Below are 20,674 nucleotides of genomic sequence, written 5' to 3' on the forward strand. Positions count from 1 at the left end.
TAGGTGTTGGGGCTTTCGCGGGCATGCCCGCTCCCACAGGATGAACGTTGTGGGGAACCTGTGGGGGCGGGCGTGCCCGCGAAGGGGCCCGAATGGCTTCTATAGTGCCCGAGGTTTACGCCGCTGTCAGGCCACCGGTCCACGCGGATAGCGCTTCAACCGCTCGGCCAGCTCGCGCCCCGGGATCGGCCGGTCGAACAGGTAGCCCTGGCCCACATCACACCGGTGCCTGCGCAAGAATGCCAGCTGCTCCGGGGTTTCGATGCCCTCGGCCACCACCTTCAGCTTCAGGTTGTGGGCCATGGCGATCACTGCCGAGGTGATTTCCATGTCGTCCTGGTTGTCGGGGATCTCGTTGATGAAGCTACGGTCGATCTTGAGGATGTCGATCGGAAACTTCTTGAGGTAGCTCAGCGACGAGTAGCCGGTGCCAAAGTCGTCCATGGCCAGGGTCAGCCCCAGGGCCTTGAGTTCCTCCAGCTGGCGGTGGGTGTCTTCGCTGGCTTCCAGCAGCAAGCCTTCGGTCAGCTCCAGCTCCAGCAGGTGCGGGGGCAGGGCTTCTTCCTTGAGGATACTGCTGATCGACGCCACCAGGTCCGGGTCGGAAAACTGCTTGGGCGACAGGTTGATGGCCACATGTAGGTTGCCCATGCCAGCGGCGCGCAATTCCTGGCTCATGCGGCAGGACTGGCGCACGACCCACTTGCCAATGGGGATGATCAGGCCGGTTTCCTCGGCCACGCTGATGAACTGGTCCGGGCGGATCATGCCGCGCTCGGGGTGGTTCCAGCGCAGCAGCGCCTCCAGGCCCAGCAGGCGACCGCTGCGCAGGCACAGCTTGGGCTGGTAGAACACCTCCAGCTCGTTCTGGGTCAGCGCGCGCCGCAGGTTGTTCTCGACGAACAGCTTGTAGCTGGCCTCGGCATTGAGCACTTCGGTGAACACCTGCACCTGGTGCTTGCCGTTGGCCTTGGCCTTGTGCAGCGCCAGGCCGGCGTTTTTCATCAGGCTGGCCGGGTCGCTGCCGTGCAAGGGTGCATAGGCCAGGCCGACCGAGGCGGTAACGTTGATCAACTGGTTGTCGACGAACATCGGCTTGTCGAGGGTGCGCAGCAACTGCAAGGCCACGCCCTGGCCATCTTCCAGGATGGTGTTGTCCAGCAGCACGGCGAACTCGTTGCTGGCAAAGCGTGCCAGGATACCGCCGCTGTGCAGGCTGTTGCGCAGGCGCCGGGCCAGGCTGATGAGCAGCTTGTCGCCGGTCTGATGGCCAAGGCTGTCGTTGATGCGCTTGAAGTTGTCGATGTCTACCAGCAGCAGGCACATCGAGTGTTCGCCGTCGCGGGCAAAGCGCTCATCCAGGCTGCGAATGAACGCCGGGCGGTTGCCCAGGTTGGTCAGGTTGTCGGTGTACGCCAGGCGTTCGATGCGCTGCTGCGCCAGTTTGGTCTGGGTGATGTCTTCATAGATGCCGATGTAGTGGGTCAGCTCACGGTTGTCGCCGTACACCTTGGAAATCGACAGCTGCCCCCAGTAGGGCTCGAGGTTCTTGCGCCGGCTCTTGAATTCGCCTTGCCAGCTGTTGCCCATGGCCAGGCTCGACGGTGAGTCGAACAACAACTCATTGAGGTTTTCCAGCGCCGGCAGCTCGCCGAGGTGGCGGCCTTGTACTTCGTCGGTGCTGTACTGGGTAATGGCGGTAAAGCTTGGGTTGACGTACTCCACCCGGCCATCGCGGTTGACCAGCAGGAACGCGCTGGCGCTTTGTTCGACCGCACGCTGGAACAGGTGCAGGGCGTTGGCTGCAGCGCGGCGGTTGTGGTTGGTGATGACCTGGGCGAACTGGTCGGCCAGTTCGCCGGCGAAGGCGATTTCATCCGACTGCCAGGCTCGCGGCTGACCGGTCTGTTCCAGGCACAGCACACCCACCACCTGGCCGTCGACACGAATGCTGGCGTCGAGCATGGCCTTGTTTTCCGGGCACAGACTTCGTGCCAGCTCACGGGTGCGCGGATCATGGCCGGCGTTATGGGCATCGATGGCGCGGCTGGCGTGCAGCGCGTCGAGGTAGTCCGGGAAACGGCTGGCGTCGATGGCTTCGGGGCGGCGGTGTTCCTGGGTGTCGCGTTTCCACGCGGTGATCGGCTCCAGGCGCTGATCTTCCAGGTGCCAGATGCTGGCGCTGTCGACGTTGTAGATTTCGCAAGCGCTCTGGGTGATCAGCTGGGCGGCTTCCAGCAGCGAGTTTTCGGCACTGTAACGTTGGCGGGCCAAACGCAGGATCAGGTCCTGCTGGCCGCGCACGCGTTCCAGGTGCTCAAGTTGCTCCTGCTGGGCGCGCTGGTTCAGTTGCAGGGCCAACTGCAGGCGGTTGTTGCGCGACTCCAGGTCGTTGGCATCCTGCTCGGCGGCGTCGTGCGGCTGGTCGTCGAGCACGCTCAGGTAGCCACGCAGCAGCAGGCGGTTGTGCTGCTTGTAGGCTTCACCCGCCTCCAGCAGGCGCAGTGCGGTATTGGGCGTATGCAGGGTATAGCGCACCCGGTAGTAACCGCGCTGGGCCAGTTGCTGCTGGATCTCGTCGTGCAGGCGGTAGCGTGCCTCGGGCTCCATCAGGCTGGCGTAGGGCGCATCGAACTGTGCGCACAAGGTGCCGGCATGCAGGCCGAACTGCCGCTCGCAGGCTGGGTCCAGGTAAAGCATGGCCCAGCTGGCTTCGTTGAGCCTTTCGAAACGCAGCATGCCCAGCCGCGAGGGCACGGGTAACTGCGTGACGACCTCGGCCGCCACACGGCTGGCGGCATCGGGTTGGCTTTTCATCGAAGACTCGCTTGAAGAGGGAATGCTGCGTAGGGCCGCTGCGGGTCTGGCAAGGTTGCATCATGTGCCGAGGGCTGGCAAGCAGCCATGTGTGATGCCGTGTAGGGGTTATCGGCGGTCTGGCCGGAATCTGTAGTTTGGCCTGGTTTTTCGGCGGGCAAAAAAAGCCCCGCCAATCGACGGGGTTGAGGTACGAGCGTGGCAGCTCGAAAAAGGAACTGCCCCTGCATGCAGGGGCAGTGGGCCGCCTTACAGCAGCATGGTGCGGATGTCGCCCAGCACGTCGCCCAGGCGCTTGGTGAAGCGCGCGGCGGCAGCGCCGTTGATCACACGGTGATCGTAGGACAGCGACAGTGGCAGCATCAGCTTGGGCTGGAAGGCCTTGCCATCCCAGACCGGCTGCATGGTCGCCTTGGACACGCCAAGGATCGCCACTTCCGGCGCGTTGACGATCGGCGTGAAGCCGGTGCCGCCAATGTGGCCGAGGCTGGAGATGGTGAAGCAGGCGCCCTGCATCTCGTCCGCCGAGAGCTTCTTGGTACGGGCTTTTTCAGCCAGTGCCGCAGCTTCGGCAGCCAGTTGCAGCAGGCTCTTCTGGTCGACGTTCTTGATCACCGGGACCAGCAGGCCGTCCGGGGTGTCCACGGCGAAGCCGATGTGCACGTACTTCTTGCGGATGATGGCCTTGCCGCTTGGCGCCAGCGAGCTGTTGAAGTCTGGCAGTTCCTTGAGCAGGAATGCGCAGGCCTTGAGCAGCAGTGGCAGCACGGTCAGCTTCACGCCAGCCTTTTCGGCCACGGCCTTCTGCGCCACGCGGAAGGCTTCCAGCTCGGTGATGTCGGCGGAGTCGAACTGGGTCACGTGCGGCACGTTCAGCCAGCTGCGGTGCAGGTTGGCGGCACCGACCTGCATCAGGCGGGTCAGGGCCACTTCTTCCACTTCACCGAACTTGCTGAAGTCCACGGCAGGGATCGGCGGGATGCCGGCGCCACCGGTCGCGCCGGCAGCTGCCGGGGCGCTCGATGCCTTTTGCATCATCGCTTTGACGTAGACCTGCACGTCTTCCTTCAGGATGCGGCCGTGCGGGCCGGTGGCCGCGACTGCGCCCAGGTCGACACCGAATTCACGGGCCAGTTGGCGCACCGCCGGGCCTGCGTGGACCTTGGCGTTGCTACCGGCAGCCGGCGCGGTGGTAGCCGGCGCAGGGGCTGCCGCAGCAGGTGCGGCAGCCGGGGCAGCCTCAGCCTTGGCCGGGGCAGCGGCGGCAGGTGCCGGGGCAGCAGCAGGTGCTGCGCCAGCGACCTTCAGCTTGAAGATCAGGTCGCCAGTGCCGACTTCGTCTTCCAGCTTGCACAGGACTTCTTCGACCACGCCAGCAGCTGGCGACGGGATTTCCATGGAGGCCTTGTCGGACTCTAGGGTAATCAGCGACTGGTCGGCTTCGACGGTGTCGCCGACCTTGACCAGTACTTCGATGATCTTGGCTTTGCCCGACGAACCGATGTCTGGCACGTGGATGTCCTGCACGGCGGCGGCAGCCGGTGCAGCCGCTGCCGCTGGGGCAGGGGCGGCTTCAGCGGCCGGCGCCGGGGCTGCAGCCTCGGCCGGTGCAGCGGCTGGCGCCTCAGGGGCCGCAGCAGCGGCGCCCTCGGCTTCCAGCACCAGCAGTTCGTCGCCTTCTTTCAGGCGGTCGCCCAGCTTGACCTTCAGCTCCTTGATGACACCGGCCTTGGGCGCCGGGATCTCCATGGAGGCCTTGTCGGACTCCAGGGTCAGCAGGCTCTGGTCAGCCTCGATACGGTCACCGACCTTGACGAACAGCTCGATGATTTCACCTTCACCGCTGCCGATGTCAGGTACGCGAATGAGTTCGCTCACTTAAAAATACTCCTCAGCAGTCCAGTGGGTTGCGCTTGTCCGGGTCGATGCCGAACTTGACGATAGCGTCTGCAACAACCTTGGGTTCGATCTCGCCACGGTCAGCCAGGGCTTCCAGGGCAGCCAGCACCACGAAGTGGCGGTCAACTTCGAAGAAGTGACGCAGCTTCTTGCGGCTGTCGCTGCGACCGTAACCGTCGGTACCCAGGACCTTGAACTCTTTGCTCGGTACCCACTGGCGAATCTGCTCGGCGAACAGCTTCATGTAGTCGGTAGAGGCAATGACCGGGCCTTTGCGACCGGCCAGGCACTGCTCGACGTAGGTCGCTTGTGGCTTCTGGCCAGGCTTCAGGCGGTTGGCGCGCTCTACGGCCAGGCCGTCGCGACGCAGTTCGTTGAAGCTGGTGACGCTCCACACGTCGGCACCGACGTTGAACTCTTCACGCAGGATCTTCGCCGCCTCGCGCACTTCGCGCAGGATGGTGCCGGAGCCCATCAGCTGTACGTGGTGTGCCGCTTCGCGGGTGTCTTCTTCGAGCAGGTACATGCCCTTGATGATGCCTTCCTCGACACCGGCCGGCATGGCTGGCTGCTGGTAGGATTCGTTCATCACGGTGATGTAGTAGAAGATGTCCTGTTGCTCTTCGGTCATCTTCTTCATGCCGTCCTGGATGATCACCGCCAGCTCGTAGCCGTAGGTTGGATCGTAGGTGCGGCAGTTCGGGATGGTGCCCGCCATCATGTGGCTGTGACCGTCTTCGTGCTGCAGGCCTTCACCGTTGAGGGTGGTGCGGCCGGCAGTACCGCCGATCAGGAAGCCACGGGTGCGGCTGTCGCCAGCGGCCCAGGCCAGGTCGCCGATACGCTGGAAGCCGAACATCGAGTAGAAGATGTAGAACGGCAGCATCGGCTGGTTGTGGCAGCTGTACGAGGTACCGGCAGCGATGAACGACGACATGGCGCCGGCTTCGTTGATGCCTTCTTCCAGGATCTGGCCCTTCTTGTCCTCGCGGTAGAACATCACCTGGTCTTTGTCGACTGGCTCATAGAGCTGGCCGACCGACGAGTAGATACCCAGCTGGCGGAACATGCCTTCCATACCGAAGGTACGGGCTTCGTCCGGGATGATCGGCACGATGCGCTGGCCGATGTCCTTGTCCTTGACCAGCTGCGCCAGAATACGCACGAAGGCCATGGTGGTGGAGATTTCGCGGTCGCCCGAGCCGTCCAGGATCGCTTTCAGCGTTTCCAGCGGCGGGGTTGGCACGCTGAAGCTCTTGGCGCGGCGCTGAGGTACGAAACCGCCCAGGGCAGCACGGCGCTCGGCCAGGTACTTGGCTTCGGCAGAACCTTCTTCCGGCTTGTAGAACGGCAGGTTCTCGAGGTCGGCATCCTTGACCGGGATGTCGAAGCGGTCACGGAAGTGACGCAGGCTGTCGACGTCGACCTTCTTGGTGTTGTGCGCGGTGTTCTTGGCTTCGCCGGCACCGGTACCGTAACCCTTGATGGTCTTGGCCAGGATGACGGTCGGCTGCTCTTTGTGGTTCACCGCCTGGTGGTAAGCCGCGTAGACCTTGTACGGGTCGTGGCCGCCACGGTTGAGCTTCCAGATCTCGTCATCGGACAGGTCTTCGACCATGGCCTTGAGTTCCGGGGTGTTGAAGAAGTTCTCACGAACGTACGCGCCGTCTTTGGCTTTGTAGTTCTGGTACTCGCCGTCGATGACTTCGTCCATGCGGCGCTGCAGGGCACCGTTGGTGTCCTTGGCCAGCAGTGGGTCCCAGAAGCGGCCCCAGACGACTTTGTTGACGTTCCAGCCACCGCCACGGAATACGCCTTCGAGTTCCTGGATGATCTTGCCGTTGCCGCGAACCGGGCCGTCGAGGCGCTGCAGGTTGCAGTTGATGACGAAGATCAGGTTGTCCAGCTTCTCGCGGCCGGCCAGGGCGATTGCACCCAGCGATTCCGGCTCGTCGCACTCGCCGTCGCCCATGAAGCACCAGACTTTCTGCTTGCCGGCAGGGATGAAGCCGCGCGCTTCCAGGTACTTCATGAAGCGGGCCTGGTAGATGGCCTGGATCGGGCCCAGACCCATCGAAACGGTCGGGAACTGCCAGAAGTCAGGCATCAGCCATGGGTGCGGGTACGAAGACAGACCGTTGCCGTCCACTTCCTGGCGGAAGTTGTTCATCTGCTCTTCGCTGATGCGGCCTTCCATGAAGGCGCGGGCGTAGACGCCTGGGGAAGCGTGGCCCTGGAAGAAGATCAGGTCGCCGCCGTGTTCTTCGGTCGGGGCCTGGAAGAAGTAGTTGAAGCCGATGTCGTACAGGGTGGCGCTGGAGGCGAAGCTGGAGATGTGTCCGCCCAGGTCCGAGTCTTTCAGGTTGGTACGCATGACCATGGCCAGGGCGTTCCAACGCACCATCGAGCGAATGCGGCGTTCCATGAACAGGTCGCCAGGCATGCGTGCTTCGTGGGTGACAGGGATGGTGTTGCGGTATGGCGTGGTGATCGCATACGGCAGCTGGGAACCACTACGGGTGGCCAGCTCGCCCATACGGGTCATCAGGTAATGAGCGCGGTCTTCGCCTTCTTTGTCGAGGACCGACTCCAGGGCATCCAGCCATTCCTGGGTTTCGATTGGATCGAGGTCTTGCATGGCTTGCTCCAGGGCGGAAAGGCAACCAGAATCGATTGCCTGAGATTGCGACTGGCCTTATGGGCAGACGTCGTGAATTCTTGGATTACCGGGGTGTCGTCCGGCGCGTTGTAGTTTTACTACATTTGCTTGCGCATTTCATGCTTTTACACGACACGAGTAGTAGTAAAACTACAATTGTGCGACGTTTGGTCGCACGTTGGCTTGTGAGGAAAAACGTTCATGTTGGTTGGCATTGTGTCGCGAACGGGTGTTTCTTGATGTTTGTTGCCAATTTTGCATTTTTTTCAGCTATTTCCAACTTTTGTACGACAGTCCAACCGTGGTCCGGCTTCCCCTTGGCCGCTTTTTTCCCTCTATTTCACGCCGATCAAGGATAGACCATGCGCCTACCTTTGCCCTCCGATCTGCCTGCCAGCTTGCAGCCGCTGGTTTCTCGCAACCAGCAGTTCCTGCGCGATGCCGTGGCGGCTCACCCCGAACTGGACCTGAACGATTGCAGTGCGGCCCAGCGGCACCAGTTCGACCAGGTGGCCGCGGCCAGCGACTTCGTGCTGGGCGTGGCCCAGCGCGACCCGGCCATGCTGTTTGCCCTGCTGGCCAGCGGTGAGCTGGAACGGCGCTATGCCCCGGGGGAGCTGCGCGGGCAAATTGCCGCGGCGGCGCAGGCGGCGCAAAGCGAAGAGGAACTGGCGCGCAACCTGCGCCGCGCGCGCAACCGGCAGCAAGTGCGCATCATCTGGCGTGACATTACCCGCCAGGCGGAACTTGGCGAAACCTGCCGCGACCTGTCAGACCTGGCCGATGCCTGCATCGACGAAGCCTACCAATGGCTTTACCCGCGCCACTGCCAGCAATTCGGGACGCCCATCGGCAACCGCAGTGGCCAGCCGCAGCACATGGTTGTGCTGGGCATGGGCAAGCTGGGCGCGGTCGAACTCAACCTGTCCTCGGACATCGACCTGATCTTCGGTTTCCCCGAGGGCGGTGAAACCGAAGGGGTCAAGCGCTCGCTGGACAACCAGGAGTTCTTTACCCGCCTGGGCCAGCGCCTGATCAAGGCATTGGACCCGGTGACCGTCGACGGCTTCGTATTCCGCGTCGACATGCGGTTGCGCCCTTACGGCTCTGCCGGGGCCCTGGTGCTCAGCTTCAATGCCCTGGAGCAGTATTACCAGGACCAGGGGCGCGACTGGGAACGCTACGCCATGATCAAGGCTCGGGTGGTGGCCGGCGATCAGGCTGCTGGCGCGCAGTTGCAGGAAATGCTGCGCCCGTTCGTGTACCGCCGCTACCTGGACTTTTCCGCCATCGAAGCGCTGCGCACCATGAAGCAGTTGATCCAGCAGGAAGTCCGGCGCAAGGGCATGGCCGACAACATCAAGCTCGGTGCTGGCGGCATTCGTGAGGTCGAGTTCATCGCCCAGGCGTTCCAGCTGATCCACGGTGGGCGTGACCTCAGCCTGCAGCAGCGGCCATTGCTCAAGGTGCTGGCCACCCTCGAAGGCCAGGGCTACCTGCCGCCGGCAGTGGTGGCTGAGCTGCGCGAAGGCTATGAGTTCCTGCGTTATACCGAGCACGCCATCCAGGCCATCGCCGACCGCCAGACACAGATGCTGCCCGAGGGCGAGACCGATCAGGCGCGGGTCGCCTTCATGCTTGGCTTTGCCGACTGGCAGAGCTTCCATGACCAGCTGACGTACTGGCGTGGCCGCATCGACTGGCATTTCCGCCAGGTCATTGCCGACCCGGACGATGAAGACGGTGAAGGCGAGCTGGTGGTGGGCGGCGAATGGTCGCCGCTGTGGGAGCAGGCCCAGGATGAGGAAGCGGCTGGTCGCCAGCTGGAGGAGGCCGGTTTCAAGGCGCCTGTGGACGCTCTGCGGCGCCTGGCCGCGTTGCGCTCAAGCCCGCAGCTGCGCTCCATGCAACGCATCGGGCGCGAGCGCCTGGATGCCTTTATTCCACGCTTGCTGGCGCAAGCGGTGGAGCACGACAACCCCGACCTGGTACTCGAGCGGGTATTGCCGCTGGTAGAGGCGGTGGCGCGGCGTTCGGCCTACCTGGTGCTGCTGACGGAAAACCCGGGTGCACTGCGCCAACTGTTGACCCTGTGCGCCGCCAGCCCCTGGATCGCCGAGCAGATGGCCCGCTACCCGCTGCTGCTCGATGAGTTGCTCAATGAGGGCCGCCTGTTCAGCCCCCCACTGGCGCCAGAGCTGGCCAGCGAACTGCGCGAGCGCCTGACGCGCATCCCCGAAGACGACCTTGAGCAGCAGATGGAGGCGCTGCGCCATTTCAAGCTGGCCCACAGCCTGCGCGTGGCGGCCTCGGAAATCAGCGGCAACCTGCCCTTGATGAAAGTCAGCGACTACCTGACCTGGCTGGCCGAGGCTATCCTCGACCAGGTGCTGGCGCTGGCCTGGCGCCAGACCGTGGCCCGCCACGGTCAGCCCAAGCGCAGTGACGGCAGCCTGTGCGACCCGGGGTTCATCATCATCGGCTACGGCAAGATGGGTGGGCTGGAACTGGGCCACGGCTCGGACCTGGACCTGGTGTTCATCCACGATGGCGACCCGCAGGCGGAAACCGACGGGGCCAAGCCGATCGACAGTGCGCAGTTCTTTACCCGCCTTGGCCAACGCATCATTCACCTGCTGACCACCCAGACCAACTCGGGCCAGCTGTATGACGTGGACATGCGCCTGCGCCCGTCAGGTGCTTCGGGCCTGCTGGTCAGTTCGCTGGGGGCCTTCGAGCGCTACCAGCAGAACGAAGCCTGGACCTGGGAGCACCAGGCCCTGGTGCGGGCCCGTGTGCTGGTCGGTTGCAAGCAGGTGGGGGCTGCCTTCGAGAGCGTTCGCGCCAAGGTGCTGGGCCAGGCCCGTGACCTTGGGAAGCTGCGCAGCGAAGTGAGCGAAATGCGCGCCAAGATGCGTGACAACCTGGGCACCAAGGCCACCGCCGCCGGGACTGCAGGCAATGCCTTCGAGGCTGGCATGCCGTTCGATATCAAGCAGGATGCCGGCGGTATCGTCGATATCGAATTTATGGTGCAATACGCCGCTTTGGCCTGGGGCCACGAGCACCCGGCCATACTCCGATGGACCGATAACATCCGCATTCTGGAAGAGCTGGAGCAGGCAGGTTTGCTGCCGGCCAGTGACGCGGTGCTGTTGCGTGAAGTGTACAAGGCGTACCGCTCGGCCTCGCACCGCCAGGCCCTGCAGAAACAGGCCGGGGTGATCGATGCGGCGCAGTTTGCCGATGAACGCCGTGAGGTGCGGCGGATCTGGGGTGAGCTGGGTTTGACTTGAGAATGTTGGGGCCGCGTTGCGGCCCATCGCGACACAAGGCCGCTCCTACAGGAGAACGTATTCCCTTGTAGGAGCGGCCTTGTGTCGCGATGGGCTGCAAAGCAGCCCCAAAGGCTCATGCTTCACCACCGGTGGTACACTGTCCGCCACATAGCCTGAATATAAAGAGGGGAGGCCAGGCTGAACCGCAGCCTGTAGCCTCCCCGAGCGTTTCTGGACTAAGCATGAGAATACTGATCATTGGCCCCAGCTGGGTCGGCGACATGGTGATGGCGCAGACCTTGTTCCAGTGCCTGAAACAGCAGCACCCCGACTGCGTGATCGACGTGCTGGCACCCGAGTGGAGCCGGCCGATCCTCGAACGCATGCCCGAAGTGCGCCAGGCCTTGAGCTTTCCGCTCGGCCACGGCGCACTGGAGCTGGCCACGCGGCGGCGTATCGGCAAGTCCCTGGCCGGCCAGTACGATCAGGCCATCCTGCTGCCCAACTCGTTGAAGTCGGCGCTGGTCCCCTTCTTCGCCGGCATTCCCAAACGCACCGGCTGGCGCGGCGAAATGCGTTTCGGCCTGCTCAATGACGTGCGCAAGCTGGACAAGGCCCGCTACCCGCTGATGATCGAGCGTTTCATGGCCCTGGCCTACGCCCCTGGTGCCGAATTGCCGCAACCGTACCCGCGCCCGCACCTGCAAATCGAAGCCCAGAGCCGCGAGGCCGCCTTGGCCAAGTTCGGCCTGGAGCTCGACCGCCCGGTACTGGCGCTGTGCCCCGGTGCCGAGTTTGGCGAGGCCAAGCGCTGGCCGGCCGAACACTATGCCGCCGTGGCGGATGCGATGATCCGCCAGGGCTGGCAGGTATGGCTGTTCGGCTCGAAAAACGACCACCCGGTGGGCGAGCAGATCCGCGACCGGCTGATCCCGGGGTTGCGCGAAGAGTCGGCCAACCTGGCTGGCGAAACCTCGCTGGCCGAGGCTATTGACCTGATGTCGTGCGCGCAGGCCGTGGTGTCCAACGACTCGGGGCTGATGCACGTGGCGGCTGCGCTCAACCGCCCGCTGGTGGCCGTGTATGGCTCCACCTCGCCCGGCTTCACCCCGCCGCTGGCCGAACAGGTGGAGGTGGTGCGCACCGGTATCGAGTGCAGCCCGTGCTTTGACCGCACCTGCCGCTTCGGCCACTACAATTGCCTGCGCCTGCTGGAGCCCGGTAAAGTCATCGCCGCCCTGCACAGCCTGAGCGGGCCGGACCTGATTGATGCCGCGGCCGAGGTCGACTAAGTGCGGGTACTGATCATCAAGACCTCATCCCTGGGTGACGTGATCCATACCCTGCCGGCACTGACCGATGCCGCCCATGCGCTCCCGGGCATCCGGTTCGACTGGGTGGTGGAAGAAGGCTTCGCCGAAATCCCCAGCTGGCACCCGGCGGTCGACCAGGTCATCCCGGTGGCCATCCGCCGCTGGCGCAAGAACCTTTGGCAAACCCTCAAGAGCGGCGAGTGGAAGGCCTTCAAGCAGCGCTTACGCGCGCGCAAGTACGACCTGGTGATCGATGCCCAGGGCCTGGTCAAGTCGGCCTGGCTCACCCGCTACGTGAAGGCCCCGGTGGCTGGCCTGGACCGCTACTCGGCCCGTGAAGGCTGGGCCAGCCGCTTTTATGACCGGCGCCTGTCGGTTGCTACCGGCCAGCATGCGGTCGAGCGGGTGCGCCAGCTGTTCGCCATGGCCCTGGCCTACGACCTGCCCGAAGGCATCGGCAACTACGGCCTGGACCTCGAGCGCCTGCAACTGCCGCCAGCGGCGCCCTATGTCGTGTTCCTGCATGGCACCACCTGGGCGACCAAGCACTGGCCGGAAGCCTACTGGCGCGAATTGGCCGAGCGCATGGGCCGGCGCAAGCTGGAGGTGCGCCTGCCGTGGGGCAACCCGGCGGAGAAGGCGCGGGCCGAGCGCATTGCCCAAGGCTTGAACAATTGCCAGGTGCTCCCCAAATTGAACCTTGCCGGTGTTGCCCGCGTGCTGGCAGCGGCAAAGGCCTGCGTGGCGGTCGATACCGGCCTGGGCCACCTGGCCGCGGCACTCGATGTGCCGACCATTTCGTTATTCGGCCCGACCAACCCGGGCCTGACCGGCGCCTACGGACGGACCCAGATTCACCAGGCCAGCGACTGGCCCTGCGCGCCCTGCCTGCAGAAGAAGTGCACCTACAAACCGAGCGCCGATGACCTGGCCCGGTTCGATCTCAAACGCGAGTGGCCACTGTGCTTCACTCGCCTGAATCCCGAGCATGTGGCGAGCCGCTTGAGCGCGTTGCTGCTGGCTGAGGATGTCCGTTGATGCAACTGGCTTTCGTGCTTTACAAATATTTCCCCTTTGGCGGGCTGCAACGCGACTTCATGCGCATTGCCCTGGAGTGCCAGAAGCGCGGCCACCAGATCCGTGTGTACACGTTGATCTGGGAGGGCGACATTCCCCCAGGCTTCGAGGTGCTGGTGGCGCCGGTCAAGGCGGTCTTCAACCACCGGCGCAACGAGAAGCTCAGTGCCTGGATGGCCGCCGACCTGGCCAAGCGCCCGGTCGACCGCCTGATCGGCTTCAACAAGATGCCGGGGCTGGACGTGTACTACGCCGCCGACGGCTGCTTCGAGGACAAGGCGCAAACCCTGCGTGGCGGCCTGTACCGCCGTTGGGGCCGCTACCGGCACTTTGCCGAGTACGAGCGTGCGGTGTTCGCCAAGGACGCGCATACCGAAGTGCTGATGATTTCCGAAGTGCAGCAGCCGCTGTTCATCAAGCATTACGGCACCCCGCTGGAGCGCTTCCACCTGTTGCCGCCGGGCATTTCCCAGGACCGCCGCGCGCCGGCCAATGCCGCCGAGATTCGCGCCGAGTTCCGCAAGGAGTTCAACCTGGGCGAGGGTGACCTGCTGCTGGTGCAGATCGGCTCGGGTTTCAAGACCAAGGGCGTGGACCGCAGCCTCAAGGCGCTGGCGGCACTGCCGTCGGCGCTGCGCAGGCGCACCCGGTTGATGGTCATCGGCCAGGACGACCCCAAGGTATTCCAGCTGCAAAGCGCTACCCTGGGCCTGGGCGACCAGGTGCAGTTCCTCAAGGGCCGTAGCGACATCCCGCGCTTCCTGCTGGGTGCCGACGTGCTGATTCACCCGGCGTATAACGAAAACACCGGTACAGTGCTGCTCGAAGCGCTGGTGGCCGGTTTGCCGGTGCTGGTGTCCAGGGTGTGCGGCTATGCCCATTACATTGCCGAAGCCGACAGTGGCCTGGTGCTGGACGAGCCGTTCGAGCAGGACCAGCTCAACAGCTACCTGCAGCGCATGCTGGAAGACCCGCAGGCCCGCGCCAGTTGGTCGCGCAACGGCCTGGCATTCGCCGAAACCGCCGATCTGTACAGCATGCCGCAGCATGCTGCCGACGTGATCCTGGGGCAGAAAACCGCATGAAGCTGATACTGGCCGAACCCTTCAAACACCTGTGGGCTGGGCGCGATGCCTTCGACGCCGTGGAGGCGCTGCAAGGTGAGGTCTATCGCGAACTCGAAGGCCGCCGCACGCTGCGTACCGAGGTGGCTGGCGAGGGCTTTTTCGTCAAGATCCACCGCGGTATCGGCTGGGGCGAGATCTTCAAGAACCTGCTGACCGCGAAGCTGCCGGTGCTCGGTGCCGGCCAGGAGTGGCAGGCGATCCAGCGTTTGCATGAAGTGGGCGTGCCGACCATGACCGCGGTCGCCTACGGTGAGCGCGGCAGCAACCCAGCCGCGCAGCATTCGTTCATCATCACCGAAGAGCTGGCGCCGACCATCAGCCTGGAAGACTTCAGCATCGACTGGGCCAGGCAGCCGCCCGAGCCGCGCCTGAAGCATGCGCTGATCGCCGAGGTGGCGAAAATGACCGGCGGCATGCACCGCGCCGGGGTCAACCACCGCGACTGCTACATCTGCCACTTCCTGCTGCACACCGACCGCCCGGTGACGGCGGATGATTTCAAACTGTCGGTGATCGACCTGCACCGCGCGCAAACCCGGGCGACAATCAGCCGGCGTTGGCGTGACAAGGACCTGGCGGCGCTGTACTTCTCGGCGCTGGACATCGGCCTTACCCAACGCGACAAATTGCGCTTCCTGCGCGCTTACTTCCAGCGCCCGCTGCGGCAAGTCCTCAAGGACGAAGCCGCGCTGCTGGCCTGGCTGGAGCGCAAGGCGCAGAAACTCTACGATCGCAAGCAACGCTATGGGGATGCACTCTAATGGCGAGTTGGACACTGGCGCCGGGTTACCAACACCTGGCGGCGGACTTCGGCAGCCTCGATGCGGTATTTGCCATTCAGGGCGAACGCCTGACCCGCGACCCGCTCAGCGAGGTGGTGCGCATCGAGCGTGATGGGGTCAACTATTACGTCAAGCGGTACACCGGTGCCGGCAAGCACATGCGCCGCTACCTGGGCCGGCCGCGCATCAAGGCCGAATGGCAGAACCTCAAGCAGTTCGCCAAGTGGGGCATTCCCACCGCCGAAGTGGTGGCCTGGGGCCTGGAGCGCAATGGCCTGGCTTTTGGCCGCGGGGCGATGATCACCCGCGAGCTACCCAACACCGAAGACCTGTCGGCACTGGCCGAGCGCAACGATGCACGGCTGGCCGATCGCACCTGGGTCGACCATATCAGCCGCCAGTTGGCCCGCCATACCCGGGTGATGCACGAACACCGTTTCGCCCACAACGACCTGAAGTGGCGCAACCTGCTGGTCGATGACCACGGCACGCTGTTCTTCATCGACTGCCCCACCGGCGATTTCTGGCGCGGGTTCATGTGGCGGCACCGGCTGATCAAAGACCTGGCCTGCCTCGACAAGGTGGCCAAGTACCACCTCTCGGCTACCCAGCGCCTGCGTTTCTACCTGCAGTACCGTGACCGTAACCGGCTTGATGCGCGCGACAAGAAACGCATCCGTCAGGTACTGGGCTTTTTCGAGGGAAGGGAATGACCGACTACCTGGCCAGCGCGGAACTCGCGCTGCTCAAACGCCATGGGCTGGATGACTTCGAGGCGCTGTGGGCGCTGCAACTGGACGCCGTGGACGAGCCCAACACCGGCCGTGGTGGCTGGAGCAGCGTGTTCCGCCTGGAGCTCGAAGGCAAGGGGTACTACCTCAAGCGCCAGTGCGACTACCTGACCCGAACCCTGCACCGGCCGTTTGGCGAGCCAACCTTCGCCCGCGAATTCCGCAATATCAGCCGTTATCAGAAGTTGCACATTCCGGCCTTGCAGGCGGTGTTCTACGGTGAGCGCAAGCAGGGCGGCCAGCACCGGGCGATTCTGATGACCCGTGCCCTGGACACGTGGGCCGACCTCGACAGCCTGCTGGGCCAATGGCCGCAGTTGGGCGAGGCCGAGCGCAACGGCATCCTGCAGGCGTGCGGCCAGCTGGCGCGTACCCTGCACGGTGCCGGCCAGGTGCACGGCTGCTTCTACCCCAAGCACATCTTTCTGCGCCAGCGCCGCGAGGGTTGGGACGCCCAACTGATCGACCTTGAAAAGACCCGGCCGTTGCTGTTCGGCATGCGTGACCGCCTCAAAGACCTGGAGCCGCTGCTACGCCGCGCCCGGGCCTGGAGCGAGGCGGATGTCCGCACCTTGCTGGCCAGCTACCTGGCGCAACCCGCCGAAGGCACGCTGGTCGACACCTGGCTGCAACGCCTGACGCAACGCCGTCGTGAAAAAGAGGCCCGCTGATGCGTTTGTCTGAACTCAAGGCTGCCGGGCGTAGCCCGTCGCTGCCGCTGACCCTGACCTTGGCCGATGCCGCCGGCAGCGCCGACCTGCAACTGCTCAGCCTGTTGCGTGTACTACCGGGCCAGCGCTATGTCGGCGCCGGTGTGTGGCGCGGGACGCCAGTACTGGCCAAGTTGTTGGTGGGTGCTAACGCGGCGCGGCATTTCCAGCGCGAATTGCAGGGCGTGAAGCTGTTGGCCGGGCAGGGGCTGACCACGCCCAGGCTGCTGGCCGACGGGCTCAGGGAAGGCGAAGGTGGCTGGCTGCTGTTCGAATTCCTCGACGGTGCCCAAAGCCTGGCCGATGCCTGGGGCGCGGTGGAAAACCTGCCGGTGCTGGCCGACGCGCAGCATCAGGTGCTGGGTGAGGCGCTGACGGCCGTGGCGCACATGCACGCCAAGGGCCTTTGGCAGGAAGACCTGCACCTGGACAACCTGCTGCGCCACGCCGGCAAGCTTTACCTGATCGATGGCGCCGGCATCAAGGCCGAAACCCCTGGCCAGCAACTGTCGCGCCCGCGGGTGCTGGAAAACCTCGGGGTATTCTTCGCCCAGTTGCCCAAGCGCCTGGAGCCGTTCATCGAAGAGTTGCTGGTGCATTACCTGCTGGCCAATGCCGAGCACGCGCTGCCACTGGAAGCCTTGCAGAAGCAGGTGGACAAGGTGCGCAGCTGGCGGCAGAAGGACTACCTGGAAAAGGCCGGGCGCGAATGCAGCCTGTTCAGCGTCCAGCGCAACTTGTCGGGCTTGCGTGCGGTTCGCCGCAGCGAGGTGGGCGCCATGCTGCCAGTGCTGGAACAGGCCGATGCCTTGATCGACCAAGGCCACCTGTACAAGACCGGTGGCGCCGCCAGTGTGGCGCGTATCGAGGTGAATGGCCGGCAGTTGGTGCTGAAACGCTACAACATCAAGAACACCGCGCACTGGCTCAAGCGCTTCTGGCGCCCGAGCCGGGCCTGGCATTCGTGGATCGAAGGGCACCGCCTGGAGTTTCTCGACATCGCCACGCCACGCCCCTTGGCGGTGCTGGAGCAGCGGGTGCTGGGCCTGCGCAGCCGTGCCTACCTGGTCACCGAGTATGTCGATGGCCCAGACCTGACCGCGTGCTTTGCGCCCTACGTGGAAAGTGGCGAGGCACCGCAAGAACAGCTCGATGCGTTGGTGCAGGTGATGCAGCAACTGATCCGCGAACGCATCAGCCACGGCGACTTCAAGGGGCACAACCTGTTCTGGGACAACGGGCGCTGGTCGCTGATCGACCTGGACGCCATGTGCCAGCATGCCACCCAGCTCAGCTTCGCCCCCGCCTATGCCCGCGACCGGGCACGGCTGCTGCGCAACTGGCCAAGTGGCAGTGCCTTGCATCAGCGGTTGGACGGGCTGTTGCCGCGGCTTACCGAATAACAGTCTGGAAACGCCAGCCAGTCACTGCTTCGGCCGGGCTGGCGAACCCGGATGCGCCACTGGTCCCCCTGCCAACGCACAATGGCCCAGGCGATGGGCCTGCGGTCCGGTTGCCCGGGCATCAGCAAATGGTAATGGTTGTCCAGCAAGTGCGCGCGCAGCGGCAACGCCTGGCTGCCTGCGACCAGAAAGTACTCCCGGCCCAGGCGGTACAGCCCAGCGGTGTCGGTTGGCTCGGCGCCAGCCGGGTACGTGGGCAGTTGGCACGCTTCGAACAGCGCCTGCAAGTCGGGTAGCCCGTCATGCCACAGCACCACCGAGTCCACTACCCATTCGCCGTCTTCGCGGCGTTTGACCGGTACCTTGGTATAGGCGTCCGGCATCCGCGGGTCTACTACACGCCAGCGGTAGCCGTCGAAAGCGACCTGGTACGTAGCCCCGCTGGCATCCCTGATGTAGTAGAAGCTCAGGCCAGGGTACGGCGAGGGTTGCTCGTAGATACCTTCTTTGTGAATGCCATCGACGCGGTAACGCAGTTTTTCACGGTTGATGTTCACGCTTGCCGAAGGCGGCAACTTCAGCGGTGGAGGCGAGGGTATTCCACGCAACGCGCGGCGCATCACGGTTGTTCCACCCAGGTTGTTGACGGCGTCGTTGGCGTAGGTGAAGGCGTCGACGATGTGTTTCAACACGTCAACGCGTTGCCCTTGTTTGAAGGCCTTGTGCGCATCGATCACCGACAGGATCGAACGCCCCAACGATACCGCCACCAGTGCCCGGTTGGGCAACACGAAGCTGATCAAGTCCAGAATGAGCGTCAGCCCGCGCAAGCCGAGCTCGCCCAGCAGTTCCCGCCGGGTATTGGTGCTGGCATCGACCGCGGCCAGCATGGCATTCACTTCAGCGAGGTAGCGGGCCTGGTGGAAATCGCCGGTGATCGTCGGGCGTAGTACATGGGGCCCCATGCCGCCTTTGGTCAGCCATAGCTCGATTTGCTCACGGTCGGCCAGCGGCAGGCGGTCTTTCAGGTAATCGCGCAGGGCAGGTTGTTTGCGCAGGGTCTTGAGCATGTGCCGGGTATTGCGAAACTCACGCCAGGCACGGCGGTCGGGGGCGTCCGGGGTGTAGACGATGAAGCGGGCGAAGCCTGGGCTGTCTGGGGTGACCAGCATGATGCCTTGCAGCGTATGCCCACCGATCAGCAACTGGCGCACGCTCAGTTGCGCTACGTCTGCCTGTTGGCGGGCATGGCTTTGCGGGTATTCGAGCAAGGTGGTGATCCAGGTGAACCCGCGCTCGAACGGGTCTTCGAGAAGGTGGCCGGCATAGTGCGCCTTGGCCGCTTCGGCGCGCATGCGCGCATGGCTGATGGCGACATAACTGTCCTGCCGCCACTGTGCCTGCGGCGATGTCAGCAAGTGGGTGCGCAAGTACTGGCTGTAGCTTTCACCCACATCCAGCTCACGGACCAGCTGCTTGACCTGGCTTGGGCTGACGCCATCGACGGTCACGCCCTGCTTGTCGTGCACCCTCGCCGTCAACCAGTAGTCGATATCGAGCAAGCTGACGTTGATCAGCGCCAGCTCGTCGATGCGGTAGGTCTGCTGGACCAGCTCGATGCTGTCGCCAACCTGCGGGCGGCTGGCGACGGGTATCCACGGGCCGGTGATGCTGGGCGGCAACACGGGGCCTATGGGCCTGGCCAGGGTGACACTGACATACAGGCCGAGCGGGTCGATATCCAGCTGGTGACGTTGGCGCAGTTGCGTGCGCAGGCGTTCACGCGTCCAGGCGAGCAGGCCATTGTGGTCGACGAATTGCTCAAGGCTGAGGATACCGGGTGCCGCCGCCTTGTCGATGGCGATCACCAGCTCTTGCAGGGTTTGCATGATGTGCGTGAGGCCCTGTGCCGAGGCGTTTTTCAGCCAGGCTGGCGAGTTGCGCTCCAGCAGCAGACCGTAGCGTGTCTGTAGCGCAGAGCGGCTGTCGGCCCATGGCAGCAGATCGGCGGCCGCGGTCAGGTCCGCTGTCAGCTTGGGCCAGTCCACCGTCGCCTGCTGCGCAGCTTCCTGCCAGGCCTGGGTCAGCGCGGCGTGCTGGCCGTCGATCAAGGCCTGAACCTGCGCCTGGATCATGTCCTCGTTGAACCATTCATAGCGCAGGCGCTCGGCGTTGCGGGCGTTGTCGCGGTCGTGTTCGTTGCTCATGTGCCGCAGCAGTGGCCGGCTTTGCTGCACGTCGTCCAGGCGTTCGCAAAGCTCGGTGTGCAGCTCGGCAAGGCTATCGAATGATTCGATGCCATGGGACAGGCTGCACAGCAGCGCGTAGTCGGTGGTGTTGCGAGGGTCTGGCATGCGGCCCTCGGGCCCGCCTTCGACGATCACGAAGGTGCCGGGCAGGTAGCTCCGCCAATTGGGTGTGGTGATGTCCAGTACGGGGCGGTAGATCTGCGGCCGTTGCGCGGCTGGTAAATGCTGGCGCTGCGAGGGCAGCGGCCTGTTGGCGCAGCAGGTGACCAGCTCGGCATGGCTCGAACCCAGCGTGTGGTCATCGCTGCGCAACGCGATTTGCGCCAGCAGTTGCTGGCGCAGCAGCGTAGCCAGGCGTGCCCGCCGGCTATCACCGCTCGCGGTGCCAAGCCAGTACTGCGCAAGGTCGGCGAAGTAGCGCTGCCGTGCGTTCAGCAGCGGCAGCGACGGGTCGGGCGCTGGGGGTGGGGTGAGCAGGGCGCTCAGTTGCGCATCAAAGGACTTGAAGTGTGTCAGGCTCATGGCGGGCTCCACGGTGAACAGGCCATGCAGCTTGGTGCCAGCTGGTG

The 20,674-nt window shown here is 64.3% G+C and carries 12 protein-coding genes; 8 read left to right on the forward strand and 4 right to left on the reverse strand.

Features of this window, described 5'->3' with window-relative positions:
- Positions 1-126 precede the first annotated feature (126 nt).
- The 3 genes from K4A76_RS01540 to aceE all read right to left on the reverse strand — a co-directional run bounded on the left by K4A76_RS01540 (position 127) and on the right by aceE (position 7,354).
- Complete coding sequence (locus tag K4A76_RS01540) at positions 127-2,817, reverse strand: putative bifunctional diguanylate cyclase/phosphodiesterase (protein ID WP_115293277.1); 2,691 nt, start codon at positions 2,815-2,817, stop codon at positions 127-129.
- 249 nt (positions 2,818-3,066) lie between these two features.
- The gene (gene aceF, locus K4A76_RS01545; protein WP_274411396.1) at positions 3,067-4,695 is read right to left on the reverse strand and encodes a dihydrolipoyllysine-residue acetyltransferase; all 1,629 of its coding nucleotides are present in this window, start codon (positions 4,693-4,695) and stop codon (positions 3,067-3,069) included.
- Positions 4,696-4,708: 13 nt separating this feature from the next.
- Complete coding sequence (gene aceE / locus K4A76_RS01550) at positions 4,709-7,354, reverse strand: pyruvate dehydrogenase (acetyl-transferring), homodimeric type (RefSeq protein WP_274411397.1); 2,646 nt, start codon at positions 7,352-7,354, stop codon at positions 4,709-4,711.
- Positions 7,355-7,737: 383 nt separating this feature from the next.
- Here aceE and glnE point away from each other — a divergent pair, with 383 nt between their 5' ends.
- From glnE to K4A76_RS01590, 8 genes are all read left to right on the forward strand, one after another.
- Positions 7,738-10,671, forward strand: coding sequence for a bifunctional [glutamate--ammonia ligase]-adenylyl-L-tyrosine phosphorylase/[glutamate--ammonia-ligase] adenylyltransferase (gene glnE, locus K4A76_RS01555; RefSeq protein ID WP_274411398.1), 2,934 nt, complete (start codon positions 7,738-7,740; stop codon positions 10,669-10,671).
- 224 nt (positions 10,672-10,895) lie between these two features.
- Positions 10,896-11,945, forward strand: coding sequence for a lipopolysaccharide heptosyltransferase II (waaF, locus tag K4A76_RS01560; protein WP_054913389.1), 1,050 nt, complete (start codon positions 10,896-10,898; stop codon positions 11,943-11,945).
- Positions 11,946-13,004 carry a lipopolysaccharide heptosyltransferase I gene (gene waaC, locus K4A76_RS01565; RefSeq protein ID WP_029885035.1) on the forward strand — a complete coding sequence of 353 codons (1,059 nt, stop codon included), beginning with the start codon at positions 11,946-11,948 and terminating at the stop codon, positions 13,002-13,004.
- Positions 13,004-14,128, forward strand: a complete 1,125-nt coding sequence (locus tag K4A76_RS01570; RefSeq protein ID WP_274411399.1) for a glycosyltransferase family 4 protein — start codon at positions 13,004-13,006, stop codon at positions 14,126-14,128. Before waaC ends, K4A76_RS01570 begins: the two co-directional genes overlap by 1 nt.
- Positions 14,125-14,931 (forward strand): lipopolysaccharide core heptose(I) kinase RfaP, encoded by an 807-nt coding sequence (gene rfaP, locus K4A76_RS01575; RefSeq protein WP_029885033.1) that lies wholly within the window; start codon positions 14,125-14,127, stop codon positions 14,929-14,931. Before K4A76_RS01570 ends, rfaP begins: the two co-directional genes overlap by 4 nt.
- Entirely contained in the window at positions 14,931-15,665 is a 735-nt protein-coding gene (locus tag K4A76_RS01580) for a lipopolysaccharide kinase InaA family protein (protein ID WP_054913386.1), read from the forward strand. The genes rfaP and K4A76_RS01580 overlap by 1 nt, the downstream gene beginning before the upstream one ends.
- Positions 15,662-16,414 (forward strand): lipopolysaccharide kinase InaA family protein, encoded by a 753-nt coding sequence (locus K4A76_RS01585; RefSeq protein WP_029885031.1) that lies wholly within the window; start codon positions 15,662-15,664, stop codon positions 16,412-16,414. The genes K4A76_RS01580 and K4A76_RS01585 overlap by 4 nt, the downstream gene beginning before the upstream one ends.
- Positions 16,414-17,856: a lipopolysaccharide kinase InaA family protein gene (locus K4A76_RS01590; RefSeq protein WP_274411400.1), complete on the forward strand. Its 1,443-nt coding sequence runs from the start codon at positions 16,414-16,416 to the stop codon at positions 17,854-17,856. Before K4A76_RS01585 ends, K4A76_RS01590 begins: the two co-directional genes overlap by 1 nt.
- Here the strand turns inward: K4A76_RS01590 and K4A76_RS01595 are convergent.
- Positions 17,817-20,627: a dermonecrotic toxin domain-containing protein gene (locus K4A76_RS01595; RefSeq protein WP_274411401.1), complete on the reverse strand. Its 2,811-nt coding sequence runs from the start codon at positions 20,625-20,627 to the stop codon at positions 17,817-17,819. The genes K4A76_RS01590 and K4A76_RS01595 overlap by 40 nt on opposite strands.
- Positions 20,628-20,674 lie beyond the last annotated feature (47 nt).

This window comes from Pseudomonas sp. NEEL19 (assembly GCF_028751975.1).
Taxonomy (GTDB): Bacteria; Pseudomonadota; Gammaproteobacteria; order Pseudomonadales; family Pseudomonadaceae; genus Aquipseudomonas; species Aquipseudomonas juntendi.